Annotated in this window: 24 protein-coding genes; 7 read left to right on the top strand and 17 right to left on the bottom strand. The window is 31.6% G+C overall.

Annotation, left to right across the window (positions count from 1 at the left end):
- Positions 1–66 precede the first annotated feature (66 nt).
- The gene (locus BAQ48_RS00965) at positions 67–840 is read right to left on the bottom strand and encodes a Cof-type HAD-IIB family hydrolase (protein ID WP_071709650.1); all 774 of its coding nucleotides are present in this window, start codon (positions 838–840) and stop codon (positions 67–69) included.
- A gap of 316 nt (positions 841–1156) precedes the next feature.
- Here BAQ48_RS00965 and BAQ48_RS00960 point away from each other — a divergent pair, with 316 nt between their 5' ends.
- Positions 1157–1918, top strand: a complete 762-nt coding sequence (locus BAQ48_RS00960) for an arginase family protein (protein WP_071709649.1) — start codon at positions 1157–1159, stop codon at positions 1916–1918.
- A 35-nt stretch (positions 1919–1953) separates the two neighbouring features.
- Here the strand turns inward: BAQ48_RS00960 and BAQ48_RS00955 are convergent, their stop codons facing one another.
- Together BAQ48_RS00955 and BAQ48_RS00950 are read right to left on the bottom strand one after the other, a co-directional pair.
- Positions 1954–2613, bottom strand: a complete 660-nt coding sequence (locus tag BAQ48_RS00955) for a DEAD/DEAH box helicase family protein (protein WP_116758437.1) — start codon at positions 2611–2613, stop codon at positions 1954–1956.
- On the bottom strand, positions 2613–3509 hold the full coding sequence (locus BAQ48_RS00950) for a CPBP family intramembrane glutamic endopeptidase (protein WP_071709648.1): 897 nt from the start codon (positions 3507–3509) through the stop codon (positions 2613–2615). The genes BAQ48_RS00955 and BAQ48_RS00950 overlap by 1 nt, the downstream gene beginning before the upstream one ends.
- Positions 3510–3890: 381 nt before the next feature.
- Here BAQ48_RS00950 and cspD point away from each other — a divergent pair, with 381 nt between their 5' ends.
- Positions 3891–4094 carry a cold-shock protein CspD gene (cspD, locus tag BAQ48_RS00945; RefSeq protein ID WP_000176365.1) on the top strand — a complete coding sequence of 68 codons (204 nt, stop codon included), beginning with the start codon at positions 3891–3893 and terminating at the stop codon, positions 4092–4094.
- Positions 4095–4179: 85 nt separating this feature from the next.
- Positions 4180–4365 (top strand): cold-shock protein, encoded by a 186-nt coding sequence (locus tag BAQ48_RS00940; protein WP_000286203.1) that lies wholly within the window; start codon positions 4180–4182, stop codon positions 4363–4365.
- A 38-nt stretch (positions 4366–4403) separates the two neighbouring features.
- Here the strand turns inward: BAQ48_RS00940 and BAQ48_RS00935 are convergent, their stop codons facing one another.
- Both BAQ48_RS00935 and BAQ48_RS00930 read right to left on the bottom strand, forming a co-directional pair.
- Entirely contained in the window at positions 4404–4955 is a 552-nt protein-coding gene (locus tag BAQ48_RS00935; protein WP_033665482.1) for a GNAT family N-acetyltransferase, read from the bottom strand.
- A 209-nt stretch (positions 4956–5164) separates the two neighbouring features.
- Positions 5165–5344, bottom strand: a complete 180-nt coding sequence (locus BAQ48_RS00930) for a hypothetical protein (RefSeq protein ID WP_000458300.1) — start codon at positions 5342–5344, stop codon at positions 5165–5167.
- A 105-nt stretch (positions 5345–5449) separates the two neighbouring features.
- Here BAQ48_RS00930 and BAQ48_RS00925 point away from each other — a divergent pair, with 105 nt between their 5' ends.
- Positions 5450–5998 carry a hypothetical protein gene (locus tag BAQ48_RS00925; protein ID WP_071709647.1) on the top strand — a complete coding sequence of 183 codons (549 nt, stop codon included), beginning with the start codon at positions 5450–5452 and terminating at the stop codon, positions 5996–5998.
- 72 nt (positions 5999–6070) lie between these two features.
- On the opposite strand, the gene BAQ48_RS00920 is transcribed toward BAQ48_RS00925, so the two are convergent.
- From BAQ48_RS00920 to BAQ48_RS00905, 4 genes are all read right to left on the bottom strand, one after another.
- On the bottom strand, positions 6071–7471 hold the full coding sequence (locus tag BAQ48_RS00920; protein WP_071709646.1) for a protoporphyrinogen oxidase: 1401 nt from the start codon (positions 7469–7471) through the stop codon (positions 6071–6073).
- Between the two features lie 213 nt (positions 7472–7684).
- Positions 7685–7834: an aspartyl-phosphate phosphatase Spo0E family protein gene (locus tag BAQ48_RS00915; protein ID WP_071709645.1), complete on the bottom strand. Its 150-nt coding sequence runs from the start codon at positions 7832–7834 to the stop codon at positions 7685–7687.
- A gap of 164 nt (positions 7835–7998) precedes the next feature.
- A complete protein-coding gene (locus tag BAQ48_RS00910) occupies positions 7999–8946 on the bottom strand; it encodes a hypothetical protein (protein ID WP_071709644.1) in 948 nt (315 codons plus the stop codon).
- 35 nt (positions 8947–8981) lie between these two features.
- Positions 8982–9575 (bottom strand): helix-turn-helix domain-containing protein, encoded by a 594-nt coding sequence (locus tag BAQ48_RS00905; RefSeq protein WP_306462722.1) that lies wholly within the window; start codon positions 9573–9575, stop codon positions 8982–8984.
- 138 nt (positions 9576–9713) lie between these two features.
- Between BAQ48_RS00905 and BAQ48_RS00900 the strand changes: the two genes are divergently transcribed.
- Complete coding sequence (locus tag BAQ48_RS00900; protein WP_071709642.1) at positions 9714–10601, top strand: DMT family transporter; 888 nt, start codon at positions 9714–9716, stop codon at positions 10599–10601.
- Between the two features lie 42 nt (positions 10602–10643).
- Here the strand turns inward: BAQ48_RS00900 and BAQ48_RS00895 are convergent, their stop codons facing one another.
- The 4 genes from BAQ48_RS00895 to catA all read right to left on the bottom strand — a co-directional run bounded on the left by BAQ48_RS00895 (position 10644) and on the right by catA (position 13763).
- Positions 10644–11153, bottom strand: a complete 510-nt coding sequence (locus BAQ48_RS00895; protein ID WP_000405099.1) for a GNAT family N-acetyltransferase — start codon at positions 11151–11153, stop codon at positions 10644–10646.
- A gap of 136 nt (positions 11154–11289) precedes the next feature.
- Entirely contained in the window at positions 11290–12216 is a 927-nt protein-coding gene (locus BAQ48_RS00890) for a GNAT family N-acetyltransferase (RefSeq protein ID WP_071709641.1), read from the bottom strand.
- A 160-nt stretch (positions 12217–12376) separates the two neighbouring features.
- On the bottom strand, positions 12377–12919 hold the full coding sequence (locus BAQ48_RS00885) for a GNAT family N-acetyltransferase (protein WP_071709640.1): 543 nt from the start codon (positions 12917–12919) through the stop codon (positions 12377–12379).
- Positions 12920–13112: 193 nt separating this feature from the next.
- On the bottom strand, positions 13113–13763 hold the full coding sequence (gene catA, locus BAQ48_RS00880; protein WP_071709639.1) for a type A chloramphenicol O-acetyltransferase: 651 nt from the start codon (positions 13761–13763) through the stop codon (positions 13113–13115).
- A 200-nt stretch (positions 13764–13963) separates the two neighbouring features.
- On the opposite strand from catA, the gene BAQ48_RS00875 reads away from it, so the two are divergent.
- Positions 13964–14146, top strand: coding sequence for a DUF4021 domain-containing protein (locus BAQ48_RS00875; protein ID WP_071709638.1), 183 nt, complete (start codon positions 13964–13966; stop codon positions 14144–14146).
- Between the two features lie 43 nt (positions 14147–14189).
- On the opposite strand, the gene BAQ48_RS00870 is transcribed toward BAQ48_RS00875, so the two are convergent.
- Positions 14190–16421 (bottom strand): MMPL family transporter, encoded by a 2232-nt coding sequence (locus BAQ48_RS00870; protein WP_071709637.1) that lies wholly within the window; start codon positions 16419–16421, stop codon positions 14190–14192.
- Between the two features lie 123 nt (positions 16422–16544).
- Here BAQ48_RS00870 and BAQ48_RS00865 point away from each other — a divergent pair, with 123 nt between their 5' ends.
- Positions 16545–17162 carry a TetR/AcrR family transcriptional regulator gene (locus BAQ48_RS00865; protein ID WP_000436010.1) on the top strand — a complete coding sequence of 206 codons (618 nt, stop codon included), beginning with the start codon at positions 16545–16547 and terminating at the stop codon, positions 17160–17162.
- Positions 17163–17268: 106 nt separating this feature from the next.
- Here BAQ48_RS00865 and BAQ48_RS00860 read toward each other — a convergent pair whose 3' ends face one another.
- From BAQ48_RS00860 to BAQ48_RS00850, 3 genes are all read right to left on the bottom strand, one after another.
- Entirely contained in the window at positions 17269–17679 is a 411-nt protein-coding gene (locus BAQ48_RS00860; RefSeq protein WP_071709636.1) for a GNAT family N-acetyltransferase, read from the bottom strand.
- Positions 17680–18233: 554 nt separating this feature from the next.
- Positions 18234–18656, bottom strand: coding sequence for a hypothetical protein (locus tag BAQ48_RS00855; RefSeq protein ID WP_084064336.1), 423 nt, complete (start codon positions 18654–18656; stop codon positions 18234–18236).
- On the bottom strand, positions 18656–18916 hold the full coding sequence (locus BAQ48_RS00850; protein ID WP_071709664.1) for a helix-turn-helix transcriptional regulator: 261 nt from the start codon (positions 18914–18916) through the stop codon (positions 18656–18658). The genes BAQ48_RS00855 and BAQ48_RS00850 overlap by 1 nt, the downstream gene beginning before the upstream one ends.
- Positions 18917–19280 lie beyond the last annotated feature (364 nt).

Raw genomic sequence — 19280 nt, 5'->3', positions numbered from 1 at the left:
ATCTATTTATCAAAACAGATGTAGCATCTCTTTTTCGCAACTTAAGCTTACTGCAATTTTTTCATACTAATTAGCATAAACATAACTTTTACTTTCTAGAAATGTAGCAACTCCATCCTCATCGTTACTTTTAGTAATAAATTTAGCAACTAACTTTAATTCCTCAACAGCATTGCTCATCGCTACACCAATCCCACATTTCTCTATCATTTCCATATCATTGTAGTCATCTCCAAAGGCAATAACTTCAGATAAGTCTCGATTTAAGTGCTGTAGAACATGTTGAATACTATTCCATTTTGAAACTTCTGCATGCATAATTTGACACAATGTTCCGTCATCTGTAATAACTGCCTTGCATTCATCAGGCAATTCTTTAATGAATTCCTTATGTATTGAGCCTTTAGTACAAATAATTGCCTTAGAAGCTGTTTCAAAGTCTAAATCTCTTATATCGATAATTTCACATGGTACATTACCAAAATAATTAGTAACATCAAAATTTGAATACAACTTATCACCTATTTCAAGACAAATCTGATAAAGATTGTACTTTTTTGCTATTTCTATGATTTCTAAAATGTCATTTTTAGAAATCTTCATTTCATATAAAATATCACTACCTTTAAGAACTAGAGCCCCGTTATAACAAATGATAATCTCACTCTTTAACACGCTGGGAATATACTGTTTTATAGCTCTTGGCGGCCTTGCTGTAGCAAAAATTAATTCGTCTCCATTATTTTTACATTCCCTTAAAATATTAATAGATTTCTCTGAAATTGTTTTATCACTTCTTAATAAAGTCCCATCAAGATCTGAAATAATAATCTTTTTCATACTTACCTTTATTCTCCTCTCACAAATAATCACTCGTAATATTGATTATTTGTTGAATCAACAAAGCTTCTGCAGGCAGTTAATCTTTACCTACTTTTTCCTCAATTCAATTTCATATCTCATTTTCATTTATTACATATTTCCTATTTCCTGAACCACATATATATTTCCTTATATTATATTTCTTTTCTTTATAAATTGAAAGATTATTCCGTCAAAATAATACATCTATTTCAAATACAAATCCACCTCTAAGCATTTCGTTTTAAATTTATAAACATATATGCTAGCCTAAATATAAAGGAGATGAATAAATATGAGTTTTTTGTATAGCGGTTTAACTTTTTTAAACTTTGATGATACATATTTATTACAAAATAAACTTCATTCTTATTCACATGAAGATATTGATTTTAGTCATTTAGAGCACGCAAACCTATATTGCGAGACTCCTTCTTTAAAGCGTATAAAACGGAAGTTATATCGTAGAAAGCAAAAAGGAGTCACTTTTATCGGTTCTGGAAATTATCATTATGTATCTTATTTACTACTAAAAGAAATAAATGAACCATTTAGCCTTATTTTATTTGATCATCACACTGACATGAACTTAAAAGAAGAAAATGAACACACTCTTATTTCTTGCGGATCATGGGTATCATTTGCTCTTCAAAATAACCCGAAATTAAAGAAAGTAATTATTATTGGACCTTCTTCTTTAACAATACATTCTAATGATTATTCATGCGTAGCAGTGTTCCCGATAGATACCTCTAATGAAGTATCTACACATACATTACTTTCGGATATTCATACAGAAAGTATATATGTAAGCATTGATAAAGATGTTTTAGATCCAAAAGTAGCTATTACTAATTGGGATCAAGGACATGTGAAACTCTCTACACTATTAAAATGTATTCATTCTCTTATTAGGAATAAAGATGTCTATGGTATCGATATTTGTGGTGAACTACCTGTTTATCCTTCTCAGCTCTTTCTCGCAAAATATACAAACGCTATTAAGAAAAATGAAAAAGCAAACTTACAAATTTTAAAATCAATATATAATACATAACAAAACAACGAGTGCCTCATATGGCACTCGTTGTTTTATGCACGATGTTCTTTTAACCACTTCGTAATATTATCTAACCTCGAAACATCAAAACGTCTTTCTTCACACACATTTAAACTGTTTAATTTTTTTACAATTTCTAGTTCATTCGTTTTTACACTTTTCGCTTCAATTATTTTGCAGTACCCATCTGTAACAGTATTTAAATTTTCATAATAACGTTGAAATGATTTTGATATATGTAAATGTTTTTCGAAGTTTCTTCTTCTTTTTGTCTCGTCAGATTCTTTCCGTTTTCTAAGTTCTTCATCATTCGTGTATAAATAAAAATATTGATCAGGAAAACCAATTTCCCTATTAACCAACTTTTCTTTATAAAAGTTTTCTATTAAAGATAATGGCTGATCAAATATTTCAAAATGGAAACACCAATTATAACTAAGCGGCTGATAAATGTCTCCATCAAGTATTATTAATTCATATTGCTCTGACTTCTGCACTGCTATTTTCCAGCGCTCTACTTGTTTTTCAAAATACCATGTTCTATGTTCATTTTTTGGTCTTTCAAATAAAAAATTCACTTCAGGTATAATATAAGCACCATAATTCTTTTCTAACTCACGACACGTTGTGCTCTTACCAACCGCACTTGCTCCCTCAAACGCTATAATCCCCATAGTTTCTCCCTCTTTCATTAACTAAAATCTCGTTGTTTCGTTTTTCTCCCCCATAACTGTTTCCATAAAACAATTGAAGCGATAGAGAGCATTATTGTTGTAATGATACTCCCCTCGATTCCGAATGAACCTCCATGAAGGATTTCTGCTCCATTTGTTACAGGTTTAAATAATGGCGTTGAGTATATCGTCATGCCACTAACTGCAAAACCGTATACATTATATTGCGACCAATTCCACAGCGAATGCCACGCGCATATCCCCCAAAGACTACTGTCTTTTAAAACGTAAAAAGCTGCGAATACACCAACTAATATTATATTCGATATTGAAAGAATTGTAATACCTGGATTTAATAAATGAAGAAAACCAAATAAAAAAGAAGTAACAACAATCCCAATCCATATACGGCTTCTAACAGAAAGAACTGGAAATAACCAACCTCGAACAACAATCTCTTCTGTCGCACCTTGTATTAAAAAAGCAACTAAAGATCCCGCAATTCCAAGTATAGCAGTAGGTGTAATTTGTTGCATTTGTAATTGTACAATTCCTGTTAATACAAGTAGCATTACTGGTATAGAAATGAAAATAAAACCTATTAATGCACCTCTCAAATATTTTCTAATCCACTGATTTCTCCAAAAGCCAATGGATGAAATTGGTCTTTTCTCTACAAATCTAATCCATAAAAACACAAAAAATATAGCCCCGCCGAACGTAAGTATCATCTCAATATCACTATAAATTGCCTTAGAAAACGTTGTTTCTGCTTTCGGTAAAAACAGCATAAATAACATAAACAATTCACCTAACGTTAAAAATACAATTGCAAGTATAACCGCGAATACAGGATGAACCTTTCTTCTTCCTTCTTTTGCTGCTTCAATTATTTTAAATTGGGTGAGTTGCAATACTCTCTCCTCCTTAACAATTACATCACCTTTATTCTTAAATATATATCTTTTCCCTCATACAAATTTTTAATAAAAATGTTCTTAGTTTAGCATAAACCAAAATTAGGAATAATATATAAATAAAAGAGATGCCTTTGTGTCTTTTACCAATTTCCCAGCCTATTTCTTACTGGTATTACCAGCACTTGCTATTTCACACCATTTGTTGTAAGATAGTAATTAAGGTCAATTTAGCACTACATTTTCTTTGCATATTATCAAGTATCAATCAGGGACATTTTGTCCTCCTTATGGGTCTTTGATAATATGTGAACTTTTATTTTCATTCAAATAAGGCCGATCATATTGTAATCTTTTTAAATTTTAGGAGGCATTACCATGACATTAACAGGTAAAGTAAAATGGTTTAACAGCGAAAAAGGTTTCGGTTTCATCGAAGTTGCAGACGGTAACGACGTATTCGTTCACTTCTCAGCTATCACTGGCGACGGCTTCAAGTCTCTTGACGAAGGTCAAGAAGTTAGCTTCGAAGTTGAAGACGGTAACCGTGGACCTCAAGCTAAAAACGTTGTAAAGCTATAATTCAAACAATAAAAAGGTTGTTACCAGCTCGGTTAACAACCTTTTTAATATATAACTAAAATTTTTACATAAAAGGAGTGGTTACATGTATCGCAATCGAAAGAACGATGTAGCAGAAGTACCACCAGAACAAACCCCTGTTTGGGAATGTGAATCAGAGGATTGTTTAGGATGGATGAGAAAGAACTTTTCATTTGAAGAAGAGCCTAAATGCCCTTTATGTAAAAGTAGCATGAAAAGCGGAGAACGTTTATTACCTAAGTTAGGTTAATTTTACTTACCCCCTCTTTTAATAAGAGGGGGTTTTTATTATAAATTTATATCCTCTAAATCAGTTCGCACAATAGAATATACTAATGCATCATGTTGCCTATTTCCTTGATGAATATACCCACGTAATAATCCTTCCTTATGAAATCCTATTTTAGATAACATATTACACGAAGTTATATTTTCAGGATATGTAATAGCTCCTATTCTAAATAAACCTAAATCTCGAAATCCGTAATGAATAATTTCCTTGGCTGCCTCTGACGCATAACCATTTCCCCAATATTGAGGGTGTAAATCATATCCAATCTCAGATCGTTTACTCCATAGTTGTAAATTATTTAGTCCGATTGTTCCTATTAAGGTATTTGTTTCTTTTAACACAATCCCCCATCGTATCGCTTTTTTCTCAAAGTAATTTTTTGAAAAAGACTCAATCATACGAGAAGCTTGTCCAAACTCTGTAAAAGAATTCATACCATAATAACATGTTACTTCATCCAATGAAAAGATTTCATATATTTTTTGACAATAAGATTGTTCTATTTCTACTAAACGTAAGCGTTCTGTTTCTAATATAGGAAATGCCATAACCATAGGATCACTCCTTTCTCTCTACTCATTTATTATAGCAGAAAACATATGTATAATTAGGAAAGTCCTCAATGTCCCATTAATCAAATATTTCAAGAGAAGCTTATCCTCTTAATTCAATACGAACTAAGAGTAACCCTTCTTACTTTTGCATGATTAGAAAAAATAAAGAGATGATCAAAATACTGTGATCACCTCTTTATTCCCTATTTATGTGCAACTAACGCCCAATGACATGGAGCTGTTTGTCTCCAATTTATACTTGAAAAACCAGTTTCTCTAAGTAGTATATCTAACTCATTAACAAACGGATATACTTCTGTACTATCCCACTTCCTCCCGATTCGTTCTCGCGCTTCATTTAATGCAAAGTTAGATGCGAACATAATATCTAAGAGAAGAAATTCCCCTTCTAAAACAACACCCTACTCCATACATTTATGGTAAAATATAGTTAATATATTATTTTATTGCGGAGGTGTAAATTTCCTATGTATATTTTCATCGGCTTATCCCTCTTACTCATATTACTCATTTTTTTATTTGCAAAAAAGGTCGCCCCAAACTCAATCATGATGACTAGTTTTAAAGGCAATAGCTTTAAGACATTTTCAATTAGCATTTTAATCGCTGCCACTCTTTCTCTTTCATATGGAATCTATCACGCAGCAACATATCAACCTAACTATTTAGATATCACATTGCAAAACCAAAACTTTACTGTTTTCGGTAATGTTGGAGAGCTTGGATATTTTTCAGAAGAATTACTAAAAAAAGATAGCGAAGTTGAACTACATTTTGCCTCTTGGGAACCAATGCAATTAAATAATCCAGTAATAACAGTAAAGTATCCTTCAGGTAAACAGGAAACATGGAAACCGAACATAACATTACTTCCTACCAATAAATTAAAAAAGAAACATGGTATAAAAGAACTTTATCAATTCTCATCATATTCATTTAAAGAATCCGGTAACATCACATTAACAATTACCGAGAATAATACAACTAATAAAAAGGTCTCAATTCAAGTGAAATAAATAAAATGTCCCTCCAGCATAACGGAGGGACATTTTATTTATTTATTTATTTATTTATTTATGTATTCCATATTAATTTGATGTTTCATTTAATGTTGCAATTATTTCATTTGCAGTGTTCTTTCCATTTCCAATACAAGCACCAATGCCAACACCGTAATAAGAAGCGCCCGCTAAGTATACATTCGGATAAAGGTCCGTCATTTTTTCTTGTAATGATTGAACTGCTTGATTATGTTCTAAATGATATTTCGGCATTAAATCTTTCCAATTCGTAACTTCAACTACTTCTGGTTCACCTTTTATTCCAAGACTTTTTTCAATATCATATAAAGCTACTCGTACTAATTCTTCTTCACTATAATTTTTAATCGTTTCATATACCGGGTTTGTGCTCTTATAAAACATTCTTACTAATAGTTTTTGTTTGCCCGATGTATGTTTCCACTTCCGACTTGTCCATGTACAAGCATCACAATGCAAATCACTGTTTTCCGTCACGATAAACCCTGTTCCATCAGCCGGTAGTTGTTCATCTAGTATGTCAAAACCTAAGTAAATACTTATTAGAGATGAGTTTTTGAATGTATTAAACTGTTCATTCAACTCATTAGACTGTAATAAAGTTTGCGCGATATCATGCGGAGCTGCTAAAACAACATAATCTGCTTGGATTGACTCATGATTTGCAAAAGAGACCTCATATCGATTTTCTCGTTTACTTACAGCTGTCGTTACAGCACCTTTTTTTATGTCAGTCTCATTCAGCATTTCTTCTAAGCGGTCTATTATAGTAGATAATCCTCTTTTAAATGATACAAACTTTTTATTTCCTGCTGATTGAAATTGTTTTTTATTCTCTTCAAAACCTTTAATAATACTTCCATATTTATTTTTATAATCCAGTAAATACGGTAATGTAGATGCCATTGTAAGTTCATTCAATTTACCAGAATATACACCTGAAAGTACAGGAGCAATTTGCCTTTCTACTAACTCTTTCCCTAAAAAGCTTTCTAAAAATACAGCAAGTGATGTATCTTTCGTAAACTCTTTATTTTTCGTTATGAAATCTTTTAAAGCAACAATTTTCCCTTTCGTTGAGACTAGCGTACTGCTAAACAACGACCGGGCACTCATCGGTATCCCAAATATAGTGTCAGAAGGAATTGGATGTAACATATTATCAGAATATATGTAAGAAATACCTGTTTCATTATATACCATTTCTTCTTCTAAATTTAAATCTTTTACAAGCGGCATAACACGTTCATTACGAGCAACGATCGAATCTGCTCCTGATTCCATAATAAAATCTTTTTCTTCTACACTATGGATTTTACCACCTAAATACTCTTCTTTTTCGACAAGGACTAAATTTAAATCGATATCATAATCCTTTTTTAATTTTTCTAAATAAAACATAGTAGAAAGTCCAGTTATACCTCCACCTATAACAACAACTGTTTTCATATTTGCTGCGCTCCTAACCGATACAATTAATAATTCCTTTTTTATTATACCCAAAAGTCCTCATATCCGACTAGCAGCTTGATCATTCTGTAAGAAATTAGACAATATATTTGAACACATTTATGTTTATACTCTTAATTAATAAATACCCTAAATGTATTATTACTCAATAAAAAAGAACTATAACAGTTTCAAATCACGTCATAGTTCTTTCTATTTTACAAACATAAAGTAATTAATCAATTTGTCTATTTCTTGACTCAATGTCAGTACTTTTTCATGTTGAAATCCATAATCCGATACTAAATATAAAAGCTCTTCTTTTTTAATCTCAATTACTTTTTCTAATTTCGATAATTCCATGTCGTTTTATTTCTCTCCAATAATAAAATGTATGTATTTTAGTATAGCCTACTTACATAATTAGTAAAAGTAAAACGATCATGTAAAATCTTACAAATTTTAAAATAATATACTACCAACAAATAAGAGACTCAAATTAAGTCCCTTCCGATTATCACATACCATTAAGAATTTATAATATAACAAAATTTTTCTAATGTTATATCTTTATATTCTGGAGCCCTCTTTATATGATCAAAATAACTATATGAAAATTTAAAGACATGCCCAAAATCCCAATCTAATTCACTATAGTCTTTTGCCCAAAATATATTTTCAATTGGTAATACATTTGCACGTTTAGATTCGATTAAAGGTAATCGATCTATAGGTGAGTGTAAATTTATTTCAGTATTCGGCTTGAGTTTTTGGCTCGCTCGCAGTACGTATACTAGTTTCAAAAGTGGACGTATCCCTCGTTGAAATATATCTCTATGCCCTAAATCATACATAATATTGATTGCGTGAGAATAAGTAAGCATATGCCCAATTAAATCATGATGCGATTCCGCTCGATAAATAATATTAAATTTTGTTAGCTCATTTAAAATAAATTTCGATAATTGTTTCGGACTTTTCAATTCACTTTGTATCTCGTCCTCAATACGTAATTGTTTTACTTCTTTCGTCTTAAAACCAATCCATGATCTACCGGGAATTGTTTTTTGAAACGATAATATCAAGTTAGTAATCCCCTCAATATCTTGATAATTTCCCCAATTTCGCAACTCTTGCATAGCTAATAAGCTTAATGCTGCATAAATAACGTTATGACCCACCCAATGAAGTTCATCAATCGTATGTTCCAAAGATTTTATAATCATATTCTCAGCAATTTGAAAATCAATTTCTTCTTTATGATTAATAATCTCACCTATTTTTTGCTTATTCAGCATCATCCTTGTTTGCGAATAAATATTACGTGCTGTTTCTTCATCAATATTATTATCTTTCACGAAAAAATAACTAGCAATTGCAGCTGCTCCGAAATGTGCATGCCAAATATCATTTGTTTCTTTTTTACATTGAGATATAATTGAAAGCCCATCTTTTAAAACACTATTATTTTTCATCTTTCTATCTCCCCATAATAAAACTCAATTTATTTTCATCCTAAAGATGGTGTCAACACAAACAAGATGTGATTCACTTCATCACTCTTATTCAAAAAGCGATGCTTCACGTTCGGCGGGATACGCACAACATCACCTTCTTCTAAAAAGTATTCTTTTCCTTCTAATTCCACATACACTTCTCCTTTCATAACAACAGCAATTTCTTCCTTCTCTTCATGTGAATAGTGACTTTCTGTTGTATTTGCTTTTTTATTTAAATCCATCATTAACATTTCAATACGTGCTTTCATGAAATCCGGTGTTAACACATCATATACGATGTGATCACTATTTTCCCTATATACTTTCTTTCGATCTTTCTTCTTAGAAATGAGTGAATCTGTATCAATATCGTTAATAAACAGTGTAAATAGTGGTACATTTAATGCTTTCGCTATTAATTCCAAAACACTTAAAGAAGGATTGGCATGTCCTCTTTCAATTTGACTAATTAGTGACGTACTAATCCCTGCATAATCAGCGAATTCACGAATTGTCATATTATTTTTCTTACGATAACTTAAAACAGTTTGTCCAAGTCGATAGTGAATCAAAATAACTACTCCCTTTCGTCCATCATAATGTATGTTTCATTCCCGTTGTGCTGACATATTAAACAAAGTCAAATAATACTTCCTTTCATCTTCTAGCCCTTATATACTTACCTTTGTACATTATATCGTAAATATTACATTATAATAAACAAACTATCGGAGGGACAGACTTTGAAATCATCTACTCTTTCATATTTCATCTTATTTTTTGGCGTATTCGCCTTATCAACTTCAGCAATTTTTGTAAAATTGGCCGCTGCTCCTGCAGTAATCATTGCTTTTTACCGCTTATTATTTGCAGCAATCATTCTACTACCATTTCTAATATGTAATAAAAATAATCGAAACGAGCTGAAAACATTAACGAAAAAACAGTGGAGATTCGGTTTCATATCTGGGCTATTTTTAGCTGCACATTATGTATTATGGTTTGAATCATTACGATATACTTCTGTAGCAAGCTCCACAGTTATCGTAACGTTACAACCTTTATTCTCAATGATTGGTGGTTATTTTTTATTCAAGGAGAGGTTTACGAAAGGAGCGGTTCTTGGTTGTTTCATCGCTATTTCAGGAAGTATCGTCATTGGATGGCAAGATTTCCAAATAAGTGGGGAAGCTTTATACGGAGATATTTTAGCGTTTATTGCAGCCGGAATAATTACTGCTTATTTTTTCATTAGCCAACACGTTCGTAAAGATTTATCACTTATTCCGTATTCAGTAATTAGTTATGGAAGTAGTGCCTGCTTTCTCGGTATATTTGCTTACATGCAGCAAGAATCTTTCTTGCATTACTCTACACAAACATGGTTGTCCTTCATAGGATTAGCTTTCATTGCAACGATTTTAGGACAAACGATATTCAATTGGTTATTAAAATGGATGAGTACTACTGTAATTTCAATGAGTATTTTAGGAGAAACAATTGGAACATGTATTCTAGCTTATTTTATTTTAAATGAAACAATTTCATTACAACAATCACTAGGAATCTCACTCATTTTTATTGGATTAGCCTTATTTTTATTACAACCGAAACTACCAAATCACAAATAACAATCCAAAAAGCATGACATTGATTTGTCATGCTTTTAACAATTAATTATGTACAAGTAAACCATCCGGTCTAAAACGACTCATCATAATTTCATTAATAAACTTTCCGTGAGCCTTTAAATTTCCTACCTTTATCCCCTCTTCTACAAATCCGAATTTTTCATATAGTGCTTTTGCTTTCGGATTCGTTTCTAAAACACCAAGTTCTACTCTCTCTAACATTAACCAATTATCTGCTAAATCAAGCATCTTGGTAAGGAGAGCTTTCCCTACACCTTTATTATGATATTTGCTATCTACCCCGATAAACAAATCAGCTGAATGAGATCTTCGTCCCGGACTTTGGGTTAAGCCAATAAAACCTACAACTTTTCCATCATACTCTGCAACGAATTCAAATTGATTTGGTGCTAAGTTTCGAATTCTATTTTCCATAGCGTCCACACGCATGCTAGGTAAAAAAACCATATAAGGTAAAACGTCATCTTGTACACATATATGATGAATCGCTCTAGCATCTTGTATTTCTACTGCTCTAATGTTAATCTCCATTTTTATTCCCTCCATATAGACCTACAATTCTTATAACTCATATTAAATCTCTTCTCATTCGTATTTCTTTATGTTATTTTTATATAATTATATTTATATATCATTCAACTAACTAACTTTCCTTAATTGGTTGTGTTTAATTATTTACTCGATTATACAATGCCAGCAAATCTTCTATTGGAATACCGTTTATTTTCATACCGTTTACATCACAATTTTCTATTTCCATATTTTTAAGATTACTATTACTTATCATGCTACGTTCCAAATCACATCTATTAAATGAAATAGGAGCCTTCTCTTCCCCAAGGTTTGTATCTTTAAATTGAACTCCACCTAAAGTCACCAAACTAAATTTACTGCCAGAAAGATTTAAATCTGCATATGAAGAACTTCTAAAATTAATATTTCTAAACTTGGATTGACTTACATTACAATTGCTCATATTCATATTCCTTATATTGCTACCAACAAATACACTATTTTTTAAATTCACTTGATAATACTCTGTATTTTCCAAGTTACAGTTTTCGTATTGGCCGTTTTCCATATCTTCATTTTTAACTACACTTTCTTTGTTTGAGCTCGTCTCTATTCTTTTCACGTAACAATACTCATCTTCCGATTCAAAAATTGTTTGGTAGCCCATCTTTGTATAAAAGTGGTGATTATTAATTTGTCTACTCGATGTTTCGAGATCCCAAATCCTTACACTTATAAATTGATCTTCTATTAATTTTATAACTTGTGATCCTATTCCTCTTCCTTGGTATTTAGGATCTACAAAAATACGATCGATTCTGCCGTAAGATTTACCAGAAATCGTAATTATAATTCCTCCGATTATTTCTTTATCCATTATCACTTTGAAAGAATCCAATTCTTCAATCGAATATTTCATCATTTCAACGGAAGAATATCCTGGTGGTTGAATGTTATAATCAATGACACCATCTTGACCACATAACCATTGTTTTGCTTCTTCATCAAAAGTTCTTTTCATTATTTCCGTTAACTCTTCTGCGTCTAAAATTGTAGCTTTTTCTATAGATATTATCTTCATTTTTGTTTTCCCCTTTATGCTTACAAACCAATAACTTTTGTTTTTAATATTTTTCCCATTATTACATAAGGAACATCATCTTTACTTGGATAAAGTGAAACTTTAATCAGTGGGGGTTTTCTTCATCCCTCACTGATTATTAGTTGAACCAATCGGACTTTTATGGGCAGTTGATCCCCCACCTAAATTCTTTGCTTTCGCTGAATTTTGAGATGGGGGTCTTACTGCCCATTAAAGCGGGATAAAATGGATCCAATATATTTACCCAATCTAATCTTTCATATAACGAACGTGCCTTTACATTGCTTATTTGTGTTGTTAATACACTCGTTCTATTTGAAATACCGTTTAATAATCTATTATGTAATTTCGTTCCAAGACCTTCCTTTTGATATTTTGGGTGAACTGCTAACTCTACAAATTCAAAACAATCTTGTAACCATTCGTTTACTTGCTCTAGATGTAACGCTTCTCTCATTAATTGATTATAGTACTGTCCCTCCATTGAGCGATAACCATAAGTAAAACCAACTACTTCATTTTCATCATTTATTGCTACTATCCCTTTAAAATCTTCATATTCTATATGTCTTTTCACTCGCCCGATCATTTCATTGAAATTTGTTTTCTCAAATGCTTTACAATATAAATTTGCTATATTATGAATTAGGATCTCATCTTTTTCAATGCTTACGAATTCCACTTTACTTCCCCCTCATTAAAATATTTAAAAACAAAGAAAATTAACACTAATCACTCTCTTTACTATTAAACTACAAATCACCCTATATTTTCCACAATTACTTAGTATTAATGAATAATAGAAGAGACCATGCAATATAAACATGATCTCTTCTATTATTCATTTTCAATTGTATATAATTAAAAATTGGTTGTTATTTCAGCCACTCATTGCAAGTATGACTTAATTCCTGCAAACCTTCTATAAATCGACTCGCATGATATCCATCACAAACCGAATGATGAACTTGCAATGAAACTGGTAGCATAACCTTATTTTCTTCATTAAAATATTTCCCACAAGTTATAATTGGCACTAGAAAATCAGCATCATTATTAATATTAAGATTAAATCCAGTAAAACTAGTCCAAGGTATGCTAGAAATCGGAAATACATTCGGCGGAATATTTTCTTTCGTGAAAAGACCATGAACATTAGCATAGCATCTCATATCTTCTTCATAGTTTTTATAGAAAATATGGAAATCACTATAATAATCCGTCCATATACTTGAAAAAGATTTATCATCCTTATGAAAAACTGTATAGCTGGGTATCATTTCCTCCCAATAGCCTAAAACTCCTTCATCATTAAAACATGTTCGAAATTCTTTATGTTTATTTATTATTCTCGAAATTATATAAATAAAAGTCGGATAAAATTTAATTCCCTTTTGACGTACTTTCTCTGTCAAAAGTGTAATATCAACATTTGCTGTCATACTAAACGTACATTTTAATTTTAAATAATGTTCAAAATACTGCTCTCTATTCCAATTTTCTCTATCAATTACATGAAACTTCATTTTAATAGCCTCCTAAAATTTTCTTTTTATTTTAGAAGGCTAATTTCTTTGCTTTCACCATAATTGTTCACTCCTAACCGTTTACATTTCACCCTAATTGTTTATTTAATTATATAACATCTATAAGAATCAATTCACATATTTCTGGAAATCCATCCACATACTATACATACATCAAATGAAATTTGGAGGATTCATACATGAATAACAAAAATGTAAATAAAAAAGAAAATGTTACCGAAAATGCTACACCAATTCAAAATAATAACACTGTAAATCTTACTATCGAAGAACAAACAATGAACGGCTTATATGGAATGCCAGAAACCGATATTGAAGATGCTGATCATGCTGCAACTGATGATTTGACTTCAAAAAATTAATTACATTGAAAAAAGCCAAGGAAAGTATCCTTGGCTTTTTCAACTATGCATCCACGTTTTGGATTTCTTCATTCTTTCTTGAAAGTTTTCCTGGCCAAAAAGCAAAGCGGCCTAAAACAACTGTAATTGCCGGTACAAGTAATGGTCTTACAATAAATGTATCTAGTAATACACCGATTGCTGTTACAATACCAAATTGTACTAAAACTTGAATTGGTAACGTACCTAACACCGCAAAAGTTCCTGCTAAAATTAAACCTGCCGATGTAATGACACTACCTGTTTGTATAACACCATTTTTTACTGCATCCAAATGATTTTGTGTCTTTCTGTTTTTCCATATTTCTGAAACCATAAAGATATTATAATCTTCACCTAAAGCAACTAAAAATACAAATGCGTATAACGGTATTGCACCCTGAATAGCCGGTGCTCCCATACCGAAATGAAGTAATATCCATCCTGCTCCTAATGCCGAGAAGAATGATAAAACGACCGTTACAATTAAATAAATCATCGCAACAATTGATCGTAAGTAAACAAGTAACAATAAAGCTATAATACTAATCATTACTGGAATAATAACTGCTTCATCACGTTCTGTAATTTGCTTTGTATCATATAATGAAGCCGTTTCTCCACCAATCCATAGTCGATCTTCAGCATTACTAATCTCTGCATCTTTTAATACTTTTTCTACACTGTTTTTCAATTTAGGGATTTGATCTAACGCTTCAATTGAGTATGGATTTTCAGCTAAAGAAACCTCGTACATTTTAATTTGCTTATTTTCTTTACCCTCTTTTGGATCTTTCACTGTTTTTACGAAAGAAAATTTCTCTAATTCCTGTTTAATAGGAAGCTCTTTTCCTTTCGTATCAACAATAACTTTTACTGGTGCTAGTTCTCCAGCTGAAAAATGATCACTAATTAACGTAAACCCTTCGCGTGAAGGCATATCTTTTGGAAACGATTCTAATAAGTCATACGTGTATTGAATACGTGGTACAAATGAAGCCAATCCACCTAATACAAATACAGTGAGCATAATTATTGTCCACGGTCTTCGTACTACAACATCTCCAAGTTTTTCACTAAAGATACCTTTTGATGTTTTAACTTTTACTATCTTCTTTTTCTTTCTTGCAAATTCCTCATTCATTGAAGCTGTTCTTGGGATAAATGGGAAGAATGCCGCTCTACCGAAAATTAATAAAAACGCAGGTAAAATTGTTAAAGCAGCGATTCCCATAATGAATACAGCAACACTAAATGGTATTGCAAATCGATGAAAGGCTCCATAATGAGCAAGTAATAATGTTCCTAATCCAAGTACGACAGTTAATGCACTCATTATTATTGCTCCGCCAGATGCTTTAATCGCAAGTTGCAATGCTTTGTATTTACTTTCTTCTTCTAACAAGTACTCCCGATATCTCGAAATTAAAAATAGACAATAATCCGTTCCAGCGCCAAACAGTAATACTGTCATAATTGATATCGCCTGGGCATCTACTTTAATCCATCCATGATCGGCTAAAAAACCAAGTGTAGGACTAATAATACCGTAAGCAAAACCAACAACAAGTAAAGGTAAAATTGCTAAAACCGGTGAACGGTACAATAAAATTAATAACACTAATACGAGTAATACGGTAGCAACTAATAATTTCACATCTGCTTGACTAAATAAACTAACTGCATCCGTTTGAATCCCTACCGGTCCAGATAAGCGAACATGTAAACCGGAGTCGTTTATTTTTTGTTTAAATGGATCTTCATCCACCTTACTATTCACTATTTTTCTTAAATCTTCAAGATTTCCTTTTAATATATCCGTCCCAGCAGATTTATTAAAGAATACCGGTGTAACAAAAGATGTACCATCTTTTGATGCGCTTTTTGATAATACTTGTTCCGGTATTGTATCAAATGGTGGTAACATTGATTGTTCTTTTAAAGGATTAGTCTTTAACTCTTTATAAACATCCTGTATGAGCTTATAGTCCTTTGACTGTAGTCCACCATCTCTATGCCATACTACTAATAACGGATTCCCTGCATTATTCGGAAATTCTTTTTTCATTAATGCTTCAGCTTGCTGCGACATAGCAGTTTCAGGTAAATTTTTCGGATTCGGTTCTTTCGTATTATTTACTTGTGGTAACGTAAATGAAAGTAATAATGTAATAAGGACCCAAACCGATAAAGTTATCCATTGTGTATTTTTCCCTGCTACAAGCCTCCCTAACATATGTAACGGGTGCTTTTTCATAAAAAACCCACCTTCCTTTTTTCCTCCATTATTAATTATATATACTGGTCGGTTAATTAATCAAGAATGAATAAAAATTTGTGTTATAATTATCTTAACAATACATGTCAGGAGCGAATGAATTTGGAACAAAAACAACGTCCTCTTGGAAGGCCTCGTCAAAATAAAAATACAAAATCTACAAAAGAACTAATTTTAGAAGTTGCAACTCGATTATTTCTTACTCAAAATTACCAAGTAGTTTCCATGGATGAGGTCGCGAAGGAATGCGGTGTTACGAAAGCAACCGTCTACTATTATTATTCAACAAAAGCCGATTTATTTACCGCTACTATGATTCAAATGATGGTGCGTATACGAGAAAATATGTCTCAAATACTCTCTACAAATAAGACTTTAGAAGAAAGATTATTGGACTTCGCTAAAGTCTATTTACATGCAACGATGGATATTGATATGAAGAATTTCATGAAAGATGCAAAACTATCGTTATCTGAAGAGCAATTGAAAGAATTAAAAGAGGCTGAAGACAGCATGTATGAAGTATTAGAAAAAGCAATCGATAATGCAATGCAAATTGGAGAAATCCCGAAAAGAAACGCCAAATTTGCCGCTCATGCTTTCGTATCTTTATTATCAATCGGGAATTTTAAAGATGAAAATCACAATCCTATTCTTCCAAATATAGATGAATTAGCACAAGAAATCGTTTCTTTTTATTGGAACGGGTTAAATCATTAATATTAAATAGATTTCCTTTAATAAACGAGCATGCTTGAAATAGTTTCAAACATGCTCGTTTATTATTTATTAAGATTGTAAATGCATATAATAATTAGATTGTTTTTTAGCATCTTTTCATATGTTTTGTCATTCCAATCGAGAATGCTTCAAATCCGATAGCTTCATAGTATGGTTGCAATTTTTCTACACACATAAGTTGTGGAATAACCTTATGTTGTTCACAGTGCTGGATTAATCGTTTCACTATTTCTTTTCCGATGCCACTAGACTGATATTTTGGCAATACACCAACTCCACAAATAATGCCTGTTATGACTCCATCTGATATGACACGCCCCATCCCTACTAACTTCTTATCATCAAAAACATAAATTGCATACCAACTTTGTTTACACATTCGTTCTAACTCGTTAACCGTTAATTTAAGAGAATTCCATCCTAAAGATTCATATAACGCTAATAATCCATTGAAGTCTGTTGGGTGTTCAATTGTGTAGCTTATACTATTATTCATGTGAATACTCCTTATTCTCTCGTTTGTTTGTATTTCGTAAAATTACCCTTAATATGAAATGAACTTAAACAAACTTCCATAAGAACAATATAATTCCTTCTCACCATTAAATAAAAAGAAGTTAACCTCACCACAGTTAACTTCTTTTATATAAAACTATCATTATATTATCAACCAAAAATCATACAGCTACATACGATAAGAACGAACAAAACTAATAAACTATTTGAGAAATACCCCATTGAATACTACTCCTTTATTAAATTATGTAATAGATTTTATCATAAAATGATTTACAACATAATAACTGAAAAAGACATTATATTCATTAGTTATATATGTTTAGTAATATTTTATTTCCAATCATATTCTCCTTTCCTAAAACAACTACTCAAACACATCGACTTCACTCCACATGACTTCAAAAACAATTAAAAATAAAATAATGACTAAATTCATAAAGAAAAAAGAACACGCTAAACAATAATAATGTAAAGAAGCCGCCCAAAATAAAAAGACATAGCAACAGCTACGCCTTTTTTATTACAACTCAATTATTGATCAATTTTCTTTGCGATTTTTGAGCTGAAGCCGACTCCAATAAACAAAACTAGGAACACAAAACCAAGAACGTATTCTACTCGGATGACAGCATTGTTATTCATAAAATACATTACAAACAGTACAACAAAGGCAACGAAAAGAGCTAGGGCGAAAATTTGAGCTGAGATTTTTAACATCAATTTTTCAATTCGCTCGTCTGTATTAGGCAATGGATACTGTCCGTTTTCTTTATTTTTTCTTTTAGAAATCTCACCCTTAATCAATGTAATTATAAATGACAAAACGGTATAACCTACGATAAATATAAGAACAGATTGAAACCCTTCGGCATAATTGTTGCTACTAAAGAAAAGCAATAAAGACATTACAACCGTAAGCCCAATATGTCCATAAAGTTTTTCGTTCTTATTCATTATAATTCCTCCCCAGTTTTATCTAATTGAAATAAATCCTCTACTTTACAATCAAAGTACTCACATAATTTCAATGCTAATTCTAAGCTGGGATTGTATTTATTCTTCTCGATGGCGATGAGGGATTGCCTGGTGATATTAACAGAAGAAGCTAATTGCTCTTGGGTGATGTCTCTAATAACGCGGAATTGTTTTACTTTATTTATAACCAAATCTACCAGTTCTCCTTTATGTAAATTTGTTACATTTATTTTATCCAATTTTAGGAAGTATGTAAACATATATTTACAAAAAGTATATGTACATTTACAAAAAGTATAGGAAACATTACTTTGAGAAAGTGATTCTTAAATATTCCCCAGCTTCACGAAGTTCAGCCGGAGGCAGAGTTTTGGACGTAGACGAATAGCATTTGTCCTGTCTAAAATGGGCGTTCTAGCGTGGACATTATGAATCTCGTACAAAAATGGACGAATAGGATATTCATGTAAGGTTAACATAACGTCCTATTATCAGTAGCAAGAGAAAGGAGACACCCTACACTCACCAGCGAAGCACCTTTTTGTTCTATGGATCTATGCGTTTTTTATACATTCCTATACTGATGCGGTTTTAATGTTATTT

The sequence above is a fragment of the Bacillus luti genome, assembly GCF_001884105.1.
Lineage (GTDB): Bacteria > Bacillota > Bacilli > Bacillales > Bacillaceae_G > Bacillus_A > Bacillus_A luti.
This window is presented reverse-complemented; position numbering and strand designations above follow the sequence as displayed.